The sequence below is a fragment of the Eubacterium ventriosum genome (assembly GCF_025150745.1).
Lineage (GTDB): Bacteria > Bacillota > Clostridia > Lachnospirales > Lachnospiraceae > Eubacterium_G > Eubacterium_G ventriosum.
In genome coordinates, this window is record NZ_CP102282.1 from 65616 (window position 1) to 81866 (window position 16251).

The 16251-nt window shown below is 34.7% G+C and carries 15 protein-coding genes; 1 reads left to right on the forward strand and 14 read right to left on the reverse strand.

The window, feature by feature from the left end; all coding sequences use genetic code 11:
* Positions 1–6: 6 nt before the first annotated feature.
* The 14 genes from NQ558_RS00265 to NQ558_RS00330 all read right to left on the reverse strand — a co-directional run bounded on the left by NQ558_RS00265 (position 7) and on the right by NQ558_RS00330 (position 14947).
* Complete coding sequence (locus NQ558_RS00265) at positions 7–1566, reverse strand: cadherin-like beta sandwich domain-containing protein (protein ID WP_005359980.1); 1560 nt, start codon at positions 1564–1566, stop codon at positions 7–9.
* Positions 1567–1604: 38 nt separating this feature from the next.
* Positions 1605–2876 carry a phosphoribosylamine--glycine ligase gene (purD, locus tag NQ558_RS00270; RefSeq protein ID WP_005359979.1) on the reverse strand — a complete coding sequence of 424 codons (1272 nt, stop codon included), beginning with the start codon at positions 2874–2876 and terminating at the stop codon, positions 1605–1607.
* 48 nt (positions 2877–2924) lie between these two features.
* On the reverse strand, positions 2925–3530 hold the full coding sequence (gene purN, locus NQ558_RS00275; protein ID WP_005359976.1) for a phosphoribosylglycinamide formyltransferase: 606 nt from the start codon (positions 3528–3530) through the stop codon (positions 2925–2927).
* 109 nt (positions 3531–3639) lie between these two features.
* Positions 3640–4665 carry a phosphoribosylformylglycinamidine cyclo-ligase gene (gene purM / locus NQ558_RS00280; RefSeq protein ID WP_005359975.1) on the reverse strand — a complete coding sequence of 342 codons (1026 nt, stop codon included), beginning with the start codon at positions 4663–4665 and terminating at the stop codon, positions 3640–3642.
* An 89-nt stretch (positions 4666–4754) separates the two neighbouring features.
* A complete protein-coding gene (gene purE / locus NQ558_RS00285) occupies positions 4755–5255 on the reverse strand; it encodes a 5-(carboxyamino)imidazole ribonucleotide mutase (RefSeq protein ID WP_040446211.1) in 501 nt (166 codons plus the stop codon).
* Between the two features lie 89 nt (positions 5256–5344).
* On the reverse strand, positions 5345–7363 hold the full coding sequence (locus tag NQ558_RS00290; protein WP_040446209.1) for an aminopeptidase: 2019 nt from the start codon (positions 7361–7363) through the stop codon (positions 5345–5347).
* Between the two features lie 29 nt (positions 7364–7392).
* Positions 7393–7743, reverse strand: coding sequence for a hypothetical protein (locus NQ558_RS00295; protein WP_259907595.1), 351 nt, complete (start codon positions 7741–7743; stop codon positions 7393–7395).
* Between the two features lie 10 nt (positions 7744–7753).
* On the reverse strand, positions 7754–8218 hold the full coding sequence (locus NQ558_RS00300; protein WP_084812528.1) for a VanZ family protein: 465 nt from the start codon (positions 8216–8218) through the stop codon (positions 7754–7756).
* A 44-nt stretch (positions 8219–8262) separates the two neighbouring features.
* Positions 8263–8943 carry an orotate phosphoribosyltransferase gene (pyrE, locus tag NQ558_RS00305; RefSeq protein ID WP_005359966.1) on the reverse strand — a complete coding sequence of 227 codons (681 nt, stop codon included), beginning with the start codon at positions 8941–8943 and terminating at the stop codon, positions 8263–8265.
* A 15-nt stretch (positions 8944–8958) separates the two neighbouring features.
* Entirely contained in the window at positions 8959–9861 is a 903-nt protein-coding gene (locus tag NQ558_RS00310; protein ID WP_005359963.1) for a dihydroorotate dehydrogenase, read from the reverse strand.
* Positions 9861–10628 (reverse strand): dihydroorotate dehydrogenase electron transfer subunit, encoded by a 768-nt coding sequence (locus tag NQ558_RS00315; protein WP_005359962.1) that lies wholly within the window; start codon positions 10626–10628, stop codon positions 9861–9863. Before NQ558_RS00315 ends, NQ558_RS00310 begins: the two co-directional genes overlap by 1 nt.
* A gap of 82 nt (positions 10629–10710) precedes the next feature.
* On the reverse strand, positions 10711–11628 hold the full coding sequence (pyrF, locus tag NQ558_RS00320) for an orotidine-5'-phosphate decarboxylase (protein ID WP_005359960.1): 918 nt from the start codon (positions 11626–11628) through the stop codon (positions 10711–10713).
* A 97-nt stretch (positions 11629–11725) separates the two neighbouring features.
* The gene (locus tag NQ558_RS00325; protein ID WP_040446205.1) at positions 11726–13003 is read right to left on the reverse strand and encodes a dihydroorotase; all 1278 of its coding nucleotides are present in this window, start codon (positions 13001–13003) and stop codon (positions 11726–11728) included.
* Positions 13004–13123: 120 nt separating this feature from the next.
* Positions 13124–14947, reverse strand: a complete 1824-nt coding sequence (locus tag NQ558_RS00330) for a DUF2079 domain-containing protein (protein WP_040446203.1) — start codon at positions 14945–14947, stop codon at positions 13124–13126.
* A 170-nt stretch (positions 14948–15117) separates the two neighbouring features.
* On the opposite strand from NQ558_RS00330, the gene NQ558_RS00335 reads away from it, so the two are divergent.
* A complete protein-coding gene (locus NQ558_RS00335) occupies positions 15118–15999 on the forward strand; it encodes a DegV family protein (RefSeq protein ID WP_005359954.1) in 882 nt (293 codons plus the stop codon).
* Positions 16000–16251 lie beyond the last annotated feature (252 nt).

The window sequence follows — 16251 nt, forward strand, 5'->3', positions numbered from 1 at the left end:
TCCTAATTAATCTAAATCAATAAATTCAAAATCTTCATCATCCTCATCGTCATCCGGAAGCATGTCTTTTAATGTTTCTTTCATATCTTCTTCCGCTTCTAACTGAGCTTTTTCAGATTCTTTCTCTATTTCATCTTCAGTTGTTTCTGCCGCATCTTCTATGTCATCTAAATCTAATACAACATCCTGATTCAAATCAGTAGCTTCTTCAACCTGTGGAATTTCCACATCATCTGCTTCAGGGAAATCTTCAACAACCTCATCTAAAGCTTCTGGTTCTTCAACAGTTTCAGGAATTGAAACATCTTCAGGTTCTTCTATTTCTTCAACCTGTTCTTCCATAGGTTCAATTTCATCTGATTCTTCCACGTCATTTGATTCTGTTAAATCTTCTGCATCTTTCTTGTCTTTTCCATTGCCATTGTTTTTGTCATCATATTTTTTCTGCTTGGCAAGTCTTTTTTCTTTTCTGTTAAGCTTAATATTTATAATAACAAAAATAAGAATAATTATAACAATTACAAGTCCGCATGCAATCTTAAGAAGCATATTGTATTTTGATACTAATGTATTATATTTGTTCTTTACATTGTTGTATGCCTTATTTGCTGCTTCAATCTGAGTATTTACATCATCTTCTGCAATATATCTCTGGAAACATTTTTCATTGTCATCGTAGCAATAAAGGTTTGTATCGCCATTCCAGTTCATTGCATATAGAAGATATAACCCCTCTTCTTCATTTAAAACCCAGGCATTAACTTCCTGATCAATTACAGTAATCTGTTTCTTTGTGTACTTCTTTAAGCAAGATGCCTTTTCAGAAGGATTAACTACCGTATACATTCTGCTGGCAATCTTAATATTTCTTAATGAAGAAAACTTCTTTGTTTCATAATCATAGATGTAAAATCCTTTAGTGCTTCCCTTCTTTAAATAGAAAGCTGTAATGTCTTTCTTGTCACCTTTGATTACTTCATACTGCTTACCGTCATACTCAGCTTTTGTTCTTGAAAAACCTTCAGGAATAAGATCATCCTTAAAATCTTCTACTATCTTGTATTCACCTTTGCCAACTGTAATGTCTGACTTAGAAGCCTTCTTTGATTTCTTACTGCTTGTTGAACTGCTGTCTTTAGCAGTTGTTTCATCTGTTGAACTTCTGGCTTTGTATGTTGCCTGTTCAGCCTCTGTAAGCTTTGTAGTATTAATTTCATATTTGTTTTTTGCGCCTGTACTTGATGTAACAACTACTGCTGTGTAGTTTTTACCAAAATCCATTTTAGTATTAATTCCATCTTTCTCTATAGCCCATGTTGAACCTGAAGTTGCAGGACTTGCAACAATCTCAATAGATTCTGTATCTGACATAACTGTTATGTCATATGTATAAGTTGTTGAGCTAAAATTAAGTTCTGCCTTTGTCTTCTTTCCTGCTGCATTTACAGCATAAACTTTCATAGACTGTAAATCTGTTGTCTGGTCAGCCAAAACACTTACCTGAACGCCTGTTGTAAGCATTGCCAAAGTTAAAATCAGCATAACCATCTTTCTTAAATTTTTCATTTAAATACCTTCCTTATTTTGATATTTTAAGTATATAACTATGCCTCATCAATAGCCTTGCCAATATCATTTCTCATATATTTATTTTCGAACTGAATTAATTTTGTAGCTTCATAGGCATTTGCTCTGGCTTCCTTTAAATCTTTTCCTTTTGCAGTTACCCCAAGTACACGTCCACCGTTAGTAACAATCTTGTCACCTTCAGCCTTTGTGCCTGCGTGGAAAACATAATATCCTTCTTTGTTTTCAAAGTTTTCAAGGCCTTTGATTTCAAAGCCTTTTTCATATGAAACAGGATATCCGTCACTTGCCAATACAACACATACTGCTGCATTGTCTTCAAACTGTAAATCTATCTGATCTAAGGTTCCGTCAACACATGCTTCAAAAACATCAATAATATCATTCTTCATTCTTGGAAGAACTACCTGAGCTTCAGGATCACCGAATCTTGCATTGTATTCAAGAACCTTTGGTCCGTCTTCTGTTAACATTAAGCCAAAGAAAATAACTCCCTTAAACTCTCTTCCTTCTGCTGCCATGGCATCAACTGTTGCCTGGTAAACATACTTCTTGCAAAATTCATCAACTTCTTCTGTATAAAAAGGACTAGGTGAAAATGTTCCCATTCCTCCTGTATTAAGACCCTGATCACCATCTTTTGCTCTTTTGTGATCCTGTGCTGATGTCATAATCTTTATAGTTTTTCCATCAACAAATGAAAGTACTGAAACTTCACGACCTGTCATAAATTCTTCTATTACAATAGTATTTCCTGCATTACCAAACTTCTTATCAAGCATTAATTCCTTAACGCCATCCATTGCTTCTTCCTTAGTATTGCAAATCAAAACACCTTTTCCAAGAGCAAGTCCGTCTGCTTTTAATACAATAGGATATTTAGATGTTTCAAGATACTTCATTGCTTCTTCAGGTGAATCAAAGTTCTCGTATCCTGCTGTAGGAATATTATATTTCTTCATTAAGTCTTTTGAGAAAGCTTTTGAACCTTCAAGAATGGCTGCATTCTTTCTTGGTCCGAATACCCTAAGTCCTGATTCTTCAAACTTATCAACAATACCGCCTACCAATGGATCATCCATACCTATAACTGTTAAGTCGATTTCTTTTTCCTTTGCAAAATCAACTAATTTATCAAATTCCATTGCTCCAATGTTTACACATTCAGCAACCTGACCGATTCCTGCATTTCCCGGTGCACAATAGATTTTATCAACCTTAGGGCTTTTTGCCACTGCTGTTGCAATTGCATGTTCTCTTCCGCCACTTCCAACAATAAGTACTTTCATTTTATATCTCCTTGTCTTACTATCCTTAATAGATTCTATTCAATAAAATTATTCTCCAATTGCTATTTTGCCATTGGCAATATCGTTAATTGCCTGTGGTAAAATCTTCCACTCTGCCTGCTCCATAACTCTCTTCTGAAGAATTTCAGGTGTATCACCTTCTAATACCTCAACAGCCTTCTGGTATATAATAGGACCTGTATCTGTTCCTTCATCTACGAAATGAACTGTAGCTCCTGTAATTTTAACTCCACGCTCCAATGCTTTTTCGTGAACGTGTAATCCATAAAATCCGTTTCCGCAGAAAGATGGGATTAATGATGGATGTATATTTATAATTCTGTTTCTATATTTATTAATTAATTCTTCCGGTAAAACCACAAGAAAACCTGCAAGTACAATCAGGTCAAGATTGTATGAATCTATTGTTCCGATTAATGCCTTATTAAATTCATCTCTTGTAGCATAATCCTTAATACATACGCTTTCTGCCTTAATTCCGTTTTCTTTTGCTCTGGTTAAAGCATATGCGTCTTTCTTATTGCTAATTACAACTTCTAACTTAGCATTTGTAATTACTCCACTATGTACACCGTCTATAATAGCCTGTAAATTAGTTCCACCACCTGAAACCATTACTCCTACCTTTAACATAATTCCTCCTATTAAGTACCAAAAAAGTTATTGATACTAAGCAGTATTTATTTTCTTTAGAAAAGCATATAGGCTAGTTGAAAAACTAGCCTTTTCATTTAAATATTTACTATACTAATTCTGCACACTTTTCTCCGGCTTCTACCTGTCCTAATTCGTAGCATGTTTCTCCTGCTGCCTTTAAAGCTTCCATTGTCTTGTCTACGTCTGCAGGATCAATTGCCAATACCATACCGATACCCATGTTGTAAGTATTGTACATCATTTCTTCTTCAATATCTCCTGTCTTTGCAAGAAGTTTGAAGATTGCAGGTACTTCGTAGCTGTCTTTCTTAACTACTGCCTTTACTCCGTCAGGAAGCATTCTTGGAATGTTTTCGTAGAAACCACCACCTGTAATGTGGCTGCATCCCTTGATTGTTACTCCTGCTTCTTTTACTTTCTTTAACGCCTTAACATAAATTCTTGTAGGTGCAAGTAACGCTTCACCTAAAGTCTTTCCTAACTCATCATAATATGTATTAAGAGATTCTTCTGTCATTTCGAATACTTTTCTTACTAAAGAAAATCCGTTGCTATGAACACCTGAAGATGCAATACCGATTAACTTATCGCCAGGCTTAATGTTTTCACCTGTAATAAGGTCTTTCTTGTCTACAACGCCTACTGCAAATCCGGCAAGATCATATTCGTCAACAGGCATAAGTCCCGGATGTTCTGCTGTTTCACCACCAACTAATGCAGCTCCTGACTGCTTACATCCTTCAGCTACACCACTAACGATTGTTGCAATCTTTTCAGGATAGTTCTTTCCACATGCAATATAGTCAAGGAAGAAAAGAGGTTCTCCACCTGAACATGCAATGTCATTTACACACATGGCAACACAGTCAATACCGATTGTGTCATGCTTATCCATAATATATGCTAACTGTACTTTTGTACCACATCCGTCTGTTCCTGATAATAATACAGGTTCTTCCATCTTCTTAATTGAATCTAAGCTAAAAGCACCTGCGAAACCGCCAAGACCACCTAAAACTTCCGGTCTCATTGTTTCCTTAACATGCTTCTTCATAAGCTCTACTGATCTGTAACCTGCTTCAATATCAACGCCTGCCTTCTTGTAATCCATAGTATAATCTCCTTAATTCTATATGTACTTTTCTATTGCTTTTATATTATTTTATATGATGCTTAAACATCTTTTACACTTTTTAATTCTTAGTAGTTCTTGTAACCTACTTCTTTAAGTCTTGCATCTTTTTCAACTACTGAATCTTTCATTTCCTTGCTAAAATCTTTAAGTTTTGCAAGTAATTCAGCATCTGATGTAGCAAGAATCTTTGCTGCAAGGATACCTGCATTCTGACCGCCATTAATAGCTACAGTTGCAACCGGGATTCCTGAAGGCATCTGAACGATTGAGTAAAGTGAATCTACTCCACCTAAATCTGAAGTCTTCATTGGTATTCCAATAACAGGCATTGGGAATAATGCTGCGCACATACCCGGAAGGTGTGCTGCCTTTCCTGCTCCTGCAATAATAACTTTAACTCCTCTTTCTTCAGCTCCTTTAGCCCATTCAAAGAAAATATCAGGCTCTCTGTGTGCTGAAATTATGGTCATCTCATAATCGATTCCCATCTGATCAAGAAAATCTGCTGCTTTGCTCATTACAGGCATATCTGAATCGCTGCCCATTACAATTGCTACTTTTGCCATTTTGTTCTCCTTTTCACATAAATTCATCTTAAAGCGTTATAAATTTAACATATTCTACATTGTACCCATAAAAATAACTGTAGTCAACATTAGATTTCTTCCAACGGTTCATTTAGAAGTTCTGTTCCTTCCAATACGAAACGTCCGTCTTTTATTATAGTAATTTCGCTGCCATCTTTTCTTACTGCCGTTATTTCACCAAGTTCATCATAAGGCATTGTAATGTCGGTATGGCAACCAAAATATGCTTTCTTTATGTCTGTCTTTCTAAGAGCTGACACTTCATTCTCTCTTGCCACTATTTCCTTGCCGTCAGGATTATATGTTTTAATATCCTCCTCAAAGCTATAGCAGGTATCACCCACTGCAAAATGTGGTCCCATTTTTTCAACAATAAGAATAGGAAGTTTGTAAACCACATGGTACTTCTTTGCAACCATATAAGCTGTTGTGTTAGTACCTATGGCAAACTCTCCAATAGGAAGTGTTTCATGGTTAAACATTACATTCTGCTTAATAAATTTCTTATTCTCTTCCTCAGTGTCAAAATTCTTACAAGTGTAATCTTTTATTTTTCCATCTTCAAATGTAATCTGCAAATCATTATACTTTAAGTCATTTAAATATACCTGACTTACGTGAAGGACTCCCTCTGTTCCCTTTAACTTAGGTGAAGTAAAAACTTCTCCCAAAGGAATGTTTACATCTGCAAGACAGTTTTCAAAATTAGTTTCCTTTAAAGGATTCTTAAGGTCATGCATCTGAACTTTCATGTTAGTTTTGTTGTCGCCTTTTCCAAGAACCTTTACATATTCTGCCTGGTCCAGTGCATCAATTATGTTCTGCTGAACCTTTCCGTATATTTCAGAATCAAGAGTGTTAATCTTTACAGTTTCCTTAAACATCTGTTCAAAGTCGTCCCCAAACTCAGGTATTGGAAAAGCAATAATTGTAAAACTTCTTTCGTCTCCCTTAATATACTCTTGAACCATTGTCTGGTATTCAGTAATATATTCTGACTTAAGTTTCTGCTGTTCTTCTGAAAGTGCATATGCCTGTTTCTTATTTTCCGGTTCAAAAGGTGTCTCTCCGAAAATCTCAATTACTGCAGGGCCTGCCATCTTTCCTGCCAACTGTTTTCTGCTTTCATAAGCATGTCTTGAAACTTCTAATTTTCTCTTAATATATGCCTTGTCCAAATACAATGCATCATCGTATCTGTGATCGTAAGCATACTGCCTGTTAGGACTTGTTGTTGTATAACCTACCTGATAAATTACAGGTTCAAGTCCCATTTTCTTAAAATTAAATATTGCAGATCTGATAATTCTTTCAAAGCCCAATGAATATCTAATATCAACAGTGCCTTTCTTAGAAATATCTTTTCCTGTGTTTATAAAACCAATTCTGTAGCCTTCTGTATAAACCTTTGCAAGTCTGTCTATTTCTTCCTGACTTAAACTGTTAAGAAACTCTGCCATCTTAAGTTCATTAAACCCTACGTGCTCACCATATTTGTAAAGATATCTTAAGTCATTTAAATCGCTGTTCATAACAATATCAACAGCAAACTTATTGTCGGGATTAATTCTGTCCTCAATCATAAGGTCTGTAAAAATCTCTGTGTTATCTTTTTCATATGAATAAACCGTTTCATAAACATTGTCATATTCTAATTGTTCCACATCTTCAAAATAATTATAAATCTGTGTAAACAATTCCATTTGAAGAACTACTTCTTCTAATCTCCCCATATATACATTTCTAATCATTCCACGATTTTTTGTGTAAATATAGCAAAGTATCTTTCCGTATTCTTCTCCTAAAGTTTTCACTGCATACTCAGGATTGGCGAAACTTTCTTCATAGTTTTCACTATAAATTTCTTCAAATAAACTTTTATTAAGTTCTTTCAACCGGTCTAATGAGAAATCATTTATCTCTCCTGATTTTATGATGCTGTTTAAATCATCTATTTTACAAATAAACTTAGATGCCTTACAGAAAAAGCTCTTAAAAGGCTCTGACACTGTATCTTCATTTATTATTTCTCTTATTCGTGAGGTTGCAATCTCATATCTTTCAAAAATAATATCCAAATGCTCCACTCTCTTTCTTTAAAATCTATACACATTTTTTATACATATGCCAAATACATACCTAATATAAAAATCCAAATAACTGCATTAGTTATTGTGCCTATATATGTATATTTTAAAAATTTATTTTCTTCTTTAAAACTATTAATTCCAATAACAAATCCTGCTATAGCTGACACCATAACCAACAATATTAAAAGGCCCACATAAATTCCTGCATTGCCTTTTTTAAGTATTGAAATAACCACTGCCAGTATAAATAACAATATATTTACGCCGGCAATAACTGATGACTTTCTGCCACCTTTTGTATAATTCCTTAAAGGTATCTTTCGTCCTTTTTTCTCTTCTTTTTCTTCTCTTTTTTCTTCTTTGCTTCTCTTCTTCACTTTGTTATTCTCACTTATTTCTATTTTTCATGAATAATTTCATGATTTTTAAAACAATATACCCCAACAGTCCCCCAACTGTATTAAGAAAAATATCATCCACGTCAAAGGCTCCCACTTTTAAAACAAGTTGGGCTGTTTCAATAAGCATGCTGAAAACCATTGTAAGCAATGTTACACTTACAAAATTGTTTACGATTTTCTCCCTTGACATACTTGGTAACAAAAAGCCGAATGGCATAAAGAATGCTACATTTCCTGCCAGATTCATTATTGTAATCTGCCACCCATATGTATGTTTCATTCGCCAAAATCTGTTTATTTCTTTAAACAGAACCAGGTTATATCTGTATTCATCACTAACCATGGTTCTGTCTAAACTTTCTGAAAAAAACATGGCATATAAAGTTACCACCAGATATAGGATGAACAATATTTTTCCAAACATACGCATCTTTTTATCTGATTTTCTCAATTCAACTTTGCCTCCAATATGATAGCTTAATTAGCTGTCATTAACTATTTAGCACCATACTGTTTATAATATTCATCAATTGCTGTCTTGATTGTATCATCAATAACAACTTTTCCATTACATTCCTTATTGTAAAGATATTCAACAACATCTGCCATTGAAACAATTGCGTTAGCCTTAAATCCATATTCTTCCTGAATTTCATCAAGAGCGCTCTTTTCTCCGCCTTTTCCAACTTCCATTCTGTTTAGTGAGACCATTAAGCCTACGATTTCAACATCTGCTGCACTTCTTACCTTTGGTACAGTTTCTTCCATGGACTTTCCTGATGTAGTTACATCTTCAATCATAACAACTCTGTCGCCGTCTTTTAACTTGCTTCCAAGGAAGCTTCCCTTATCTGCGCCGTGGTCTTTTTCTTCCTTACGGTCTGAACAGTAACGGATTTCTTTTCCATATAATTCACTGTAAGCAATAGCTGTTACAACACTGATTGGAATACCCTTGTATGCAGGTCCAAATAAAACATCAAAATCATCTCCATATGTATCATGGATTGCCTTTGCATAATATTCGCCTAATCTCTTAAGCTGTGAACCTGTTACGTATGCACCGGCATTCATAAAGAAAGGTGATTTACGTCCGCTTTTAAGTGTAAATTCTCCAAACTTTAAAACATCACTTTCTACCATAAAATCAATAAATTCCTTCTTATATGCTTCCATTTTTTAATATCTCCTTTATTTTACTAATCCAATTAGACTGTTAATATCTTCCACATTATGTCTTCTCATGTAGTCCTCAATTCCTTCAACCACCTCTATTGTTGTGTTAGGGTTATTAAAGTTTGCAGTTCCCACTGATACTGCTGTAGCTCCGGCAAGAATAAATTCCATTGCATCACTTGCATTTGCAATTCCGCCCATTCCTATTATTGGAACCTTTACGGCATTAGCCACCTGATATACCATTCTTACTGCCACAGGCTTAATTGCAGGACCTGAAAGTCCGCCTGTCTTGTTGGCTAATACGAACTTCTGTCTTTCCACATCAATCTGCATACCTGTTAACGTATTTATAAGTGATAAAGCATCTGCACCACCTGCTTCTGCAGCCTTTGCCATCTCTGTTATATCTGTAACATTAGGGCTTAACTTCATTATTACAGGCTGTTTTGCTACTGCCTTTACTGCTTTTGTAATGGCTTCTACTGCTTTAGGATCCTGTCCGAAAGCTATTCCGCCATGCTTTACATTGGGACATGAGATGTTAATTTCTAACATGTCTACCTTTTCATGGCCTAATTTTTCAACTACATCAATATAATCCTCTGTAGTTCTTCCACAAACATTAACAATAATATTTGTATCATAATCCTGAAGATATGGGATGTCACGCTTTGCAAACAAATCATATCCCGGATTCTGAAGTCCTACCGCATTAAGCATTCCACCGTATGTTTCTGCAATACGTGGTGTAGGATTTCCCTCCCAAGGCACATTGGCAACACCTTTTGTTACAACTGCTCCCAATCTGTTTAAATCTACAAATTCACCGTATTCTGCACCTGAACCAAATGTTCCTGAGGCTACCATTACCGGATTCTTAAATTCAACTCCTGCAATATTAACTTTTGTATTCATTAAAGTTCCACCTCCTCTGCCAAAAATACAGGTCCGTCTTTGCATATTCTCTTGTTATTAACATTTGAATGATGGTCTTTCTCCTTAGACTGACATACACATGCAAGGCAGGCACCAATTCCGCATGCCATTCTTTCTTCTAAAGAAAGCTGACATTCAATTCCTTTTTCAAGAGCATATTCTTTAATAGCCTTAAGCATTGGTGTAGGACCGCATGCATAAATCACATCGCCCTCAACTGCCTGTTCCTTTATGGCATCAATAACTGTACCCTTTGTACCTGTACTTCCATCTTCAGTTGCAATATATAACTTTCCATTGCTTTCTAATTCATCAGTAAGGAATAATTCATCACGATATCCTGCCACAATCTGAACTTCTGCCTTAGCCTTTAATTCTGTGGCAAGCTGAACCATAGGAGGAATACCAATTCCACCACCTATTAATATAGCCTTCTTTCCTTCTCTCTGCATAAAGCCGTTTCCAAGTGGTCCAATAATTGCCACACTGTCTCCTGCCTTATACGCTGACATTTCAGTTGTGCCACCTCCAACAACTCTGTAAACAATACGAAGGCTTCCATTAGCCTTGTCTACCTGACAAATACTAATAGGTCTAGGCAATAATTTAGTTTTGTCATTACAGTAAACTGAAATAAACTGTCCTGCAACTGCTGTGTCTGCTGCTTTTGTTTCAATCCACATGCTATACACACCGGTTCCAATACATTCCTGTGAAATTACTTTTGCAAGTTCTTTACTTCTCATATTCGCTCCTATTTGTTTAATAATTGTTTTATTATCATTTCTTGTTTTATTTTTATGAGTTATTAACAATCTTCCCTGTTTATTAGAAAATTGAGTTAATATCTTCAATCATATCGATTACAGCCTGTCTTGAAGCATCAGCATAATTTAAGCTGCCAAACTTAGCATATTTATCCTGCTTATATGCACAAATAATTCCTCTTGAAGAGTTAACAATTGCACCAAGTCCGTCTTCGTTAAAGTATGGCTTAAGTCCATCTGCTGTACCACCCTGTGCACCGTAACCAGGTACAAGAATGTAGCTCTTTGGCATTACTTTTCTAAGAACTTTTCCCATTTCAGGATATGTTGCACCAACTACTGCACCAATATAGCTGTAGTCGTTACCCATATGTTCTTCTCCCCATTTTGCTACCTTTTCGCCAACCCATTCATAAAGTGGTCTGCCATCAATTAATCTGTCCTGAAATTCTCCACTTGAAGGATTAGATGTTTTAACTAAAATGAAAAGACCTTTATTTTCTTCTTTACATACATCAATAAATGGTTTAATTCCATCTGTTCCAAGATAAGGATTTACTGTTGCAAAGTCTTCATCAAATAATGAATATTTCTTGCTTCCAACCTGTACTTTTCCAAGATGACCTGTAGCATATGCTGCTGATGTTGAGCCGATATCTCCACGCTTAACATCGCCGATTACAACAAGGTCTTTTTCCTTTGCATATTTTACTGTCTTATCGAAAGCAACAAGTCCCGGTACTCCAAACTGTTCATACATTGCTATCTGTGGCTTTACTGCAGGAATCAAATCATATGTATTATCGATAATTCCTTTGTTGTACTGCCAAATTGCCTCTGCCGCTCCCTCTAATGTTTCGCCGAACTCATCAAAAGCTTTCTTTGTAATGTGTTCAGGAATGTAACTCATCATTGGATCAAGTCCTACTACAACAGGTGCGTTTGTTTTTTTGATTTTGTCTACTAATTTGTTTATCATTGCTTTCTTCCTTCCTTATTGGATTTTTGTTATATTTTGATTTTTAATCTATTATTCTCAAAATCTATTTTGTGTTTTAATATTTATTTGCTAAATTTTATTTGTTTGAGTAAACAACTTTTCCGTTAAGAATTGTATATTCAACTTCTCCTGAAACTTTGTAACCGTCAAAAGGTGTATTCTTACCCTTTGATTCAAAAGTGTTTACGTCTATAGTGTATTCTTTATCAGGATCAATAATTGTAATGTCCGCAATCTTGCCCTCATCTAAAGTTCCCTTTGGAATGCCTAAAACTTTCGCAGGATTGTAGCTCATTTTTGCAGCCATCTGCATCGGAGTTAAATATCCTTTCTTAACTAAGTTGGTAACTGTTAATGCTACTGATGTTTCAAGACCTACTATTCCAAATGGTGCATGTTCTAAGTCTTTAGCCTTTTCCTCTGCACTATGTGGGGCATGGTCTGTTGAAATAACATCCATAATGTCATCCTGTAATCCTTTAATAAGAGCTTCCATATCCTCTCTTGCACGTAAAGGTGGATTCATTTTAAAATTACCGTCGTTACTTGTTATATCATCTGAACACATAGAAAAATGATGTGGGCAAACTTCTGCTGTTACTTTTATGCCTTCTTCCTTTGCTCTTTTAACCATTTCAACACTATCCTTAGTTGAGCAATGGCACAAATGTAATGTTGCCCCTGTTTCCTTAGCCAACATAATATCACGCATCGCAATAACGTCTTCAACTGCATTGCTTATTCCCTTAACTCCAAGCTCACTTGACTTGTCTCCTAAGTTAATAACGCCGCCTTCAACTAAATTAATGTCCTCACAATGAGCAAGTACCGGCACATTAGCCTTTGCGGCATTCTTCATTGCTTTTCTATAAACACCTGAGTTCATTACTGACTTGCCGTCTTCGCTTATGGCACAAATTCCTGCCTTTTTAAGCTCTTCCACATCAGTAATTTCAACTCCTGCCATATTCTTTGTAACTGCACCAACAGGAAGTACATTGGTAAGTCCCGTTTTTTCACCTTTTTCAATAATGTACTTAACTGTTTCTACATTATCTACTACCGGTTTAGTGTTAGGCATACAGCAAACAGTTGTAAATCCGCCTTTTGCAGCAGCCTTGCTTCCTGTTTCAATATCTTCTTTGTATGTAAGTCCCGGATCTCTGAAATGTACGTGCAAATCAATTAATCCCGGCATTACATAACAGCCTGCTGCATCAATTACAGTGTCAGCCTGCTTTTCAATTGATTCTGCCTTTTCCTTAATAATTCCATCTTCAACAAAGATGTCCATTACTTTGTCTAAATTCTCTGACGGATTAATTAGCCGTCCGTTTTTAATTAATATTGTCACTATTTACCTCTTTCCATGATTCAGTAGTATTACTGTCTCACTTTGTAAAATTATACAATAAGCCATCTAAAAGTATATCAAAAAAGCACACCCCTTTCAATAAAAAGGGCGTGCCTTATTTTACTTTTTCTTGTATATGCTAATAAGTCCTTGTTCCTGATATGCAATCTCATATCTGCCTGAGCTTAAAACCTGATCAAATTTCTGTTTCTCATTGTCAAATCTCTCATCTACCACAAGATAATCTGTATAAACAGGCTGTTCTAAATGGTTCTGATCATACATTACAAGATTTTTAAACAAATGTGGTGTAAAAAATCCTGATGCACAAACTGAAGCATTAGTAGGAACAAGCTCTAATGCTTTGTCTATTTTCTCATAGGTTGATTTGTTTTCTGTATATGTTTTGTAATAATTAGGCATTTTAGGAAACTGATTGCCTACAAACATTATTCCTGCACAAAGCACTGCTATGCTTACGTATGTTTTCGCCTTTTCTGCTTTAACATCAGCCATATTCATAATTGCAAGATACATTATTAATGCAATAACTCCAAAATTATACTGGAAGTTTATATCATGCATATACACATATGTTGTAAATATATTAATTATAATAAGTGGTGAAAGTAATATATATCTTGTATATTTCTTTCCCGTTGTAAAAATAACAGTTGCCATTGGTCCAAACATTAGTATAAAATAAGCAATCTTTTCTACACTGTCTGCGCTGGAATTTGTAATCATCTGTGCAATTACATATCCCGGATTTGCAATAATGCTTTTGAATACCTGGCTTAATCCTCCATCTGCATCAAAATACAAATTGCTAAATCTGTTATCCATAATTCCAAGTCCATAGCTGTTAACCACAGAAATTGCAATTAGGAAATAAACCGCTGCGCAAACCATTAATATTAGTCCTCTTTTTTTGTCTTTTCTTGAAAGCAAATAGAATGTTCCAAGAACCAATACATATATTGCCGCGTCCTCTTTCACAAAAAATGCAAAAAGCATCATTAATATCATAATGTATGTTTTCTTCTTTTCTGCTGCCCATATTGTCATCAGCAAAAAGAATGTAAGAAAACAGTTCTCATGCATATCATACACTGCCCCGCCTGATGTTGCCGGATACAATGCATAAAGTAAAGTAAATCCTACTGTCATCCAATTAGACAATCTGTATTCCCTGGCAATAAGAACTATTGGTATAACCGGCAAAGCTATCATTAATGCCTGTATTAGCTGTACTGTTACCGGACTTGGAAAAATAAAATATATAGGAAGTGCAATATAATATATTGGTGAAAAATGAACACCAAAATGAGAAAGAAGTCTGTTTCTCTCAAGGGTTGTTGCAACAGAACCTGTCTGTCTCATATTTTCATACATCTGAGTAAATATTCCAAAATCAAATGTTGAATTAAGATATGACTTATATCTTAATACTGTAACTATTCCAACAAATCCAAACAATAACACACCTATTATTGCAACTATAATATTAGTATGTATTCTTTTTATTTTTAATTCTGATATAAACTGATAAATGTCTTCTTTAACATACAAAAAAGCGATCGCTGCTATAAAAGCAAGTATTGCCTGATAACATGGTCCGCCTATTGGATTACCGGCGTTTGTTATCCAATCATTTGAATATCCAATAAAAGCACATAACAATAGGAATATATATGTAAAAACAAACATTAATCCTCCTGCAATCTTTTTGTTTTTGTAATATATAATTCCTAATATAATGCTAAAAATTATAGTCATTATAAATGCCTTAGTAAAATTTCCATCAGCCGGAAACTGAATATTACTAATCTGCTTATAGGCACCTCTTAATATAGATGTTAATGCCCATCCGCCTACAATGCTTATAATAATACCTTCAAGTATTTCTTTTTCATATTTTGTAAATTTTTTTAATGTGTCCACCTTTTTACTCCCTTTTGTTTTCATTTACATGATATTTTACCATACAACCCTAAATATTGTGAACTATTTGTAAATGTTTTTTTGTAAAACCGCAAAATCTATTGATTATTATTCTATAAGTGTTATACTTATGTAGTATTAAATACTACGTAGAAAGGTTATAAAAAACTATGTATAAAATTGTAAGCGACAGCGCATGTGACTTGTCAAAAGAATATTTAGAAAAACACGACGTTACCATCGTACCATTATCAGTATCTTTCGATGGCGAAACTTATTATAGAGATGGAGTTGACATAACAAGGGATGAATGCTACCAGAGAATGGTTGATGATCCTAAACTTTTTCCAAAAACCTCACTTCCAAGTGTGGAAAGCTATGCAGATGTTTTTAGAAGCTTTGTGGAACAAGGTTTTCCTGTTGTATGTTTTACCATAACAACTCTTTTTAGCGGTTCTTATAACTCTGCTATTAATGCCAAATCTTTAGTGTTAGAGGATTACCCTGACGCAAATATTTGTGTTATTGACTCAAAACAGAATACTGTAACTCAGGCATTGTTAATTGACCAGTTTGTCAGAATGCTTGAAGATGGTCTTTCTTTTGAACAGGCTATGTCTAAGTTAGATGCTTTAATGGCCTCAGCCAGAATCTTCTTTACAGTAGGTTCACTTGATTATCTTAAGATGGGTGGTCGTATTGGCAAGGTTGCCACAGCTGCAACAGGCAAGCTTGGGGTTAAACCTGTTATTATTATGAAAGACGGAGATATTGGTCTAGGTGGAATTGGCAGAAACCGCAATAAGCTTAAGAACAGTGTTTTACAGGTTGCAAAGAAGTATTTAGACGAAAATAACAAAGATAATTTTATTGTATCTGTAGGTTATGGTTATGATAAAGAAGAAGGCTTTGAATTTATGAAGGAAGTTGAATCGACTCTTGATGTAAAGCTTGATTCTGAAACTAATGTTGCAATCGGTATTGTTTCAGCTGTACATACAGGACCTTACCCTATAGGTCTTGGTGTAATTAGAAAATACGAAACATTATAATTTATTTATTCTAAATGCAAAATATATTTTTTTAAATAAAATCACTATTTTTTATATTAATGTACTAATTTAAAGTTATGATTTCAAATAATTGTAACTTTAAATTTTTGCATATTTTTGCTTACATTTTATTTTTATTGTTTATATATACTACTATATCTCTTTTCTGTTGTATTTTTGTTTTAATATTATTACTTTTATGATACACTCTAAACATAGGATATAGAGTATTTATCGGAAAGGACTTGATTT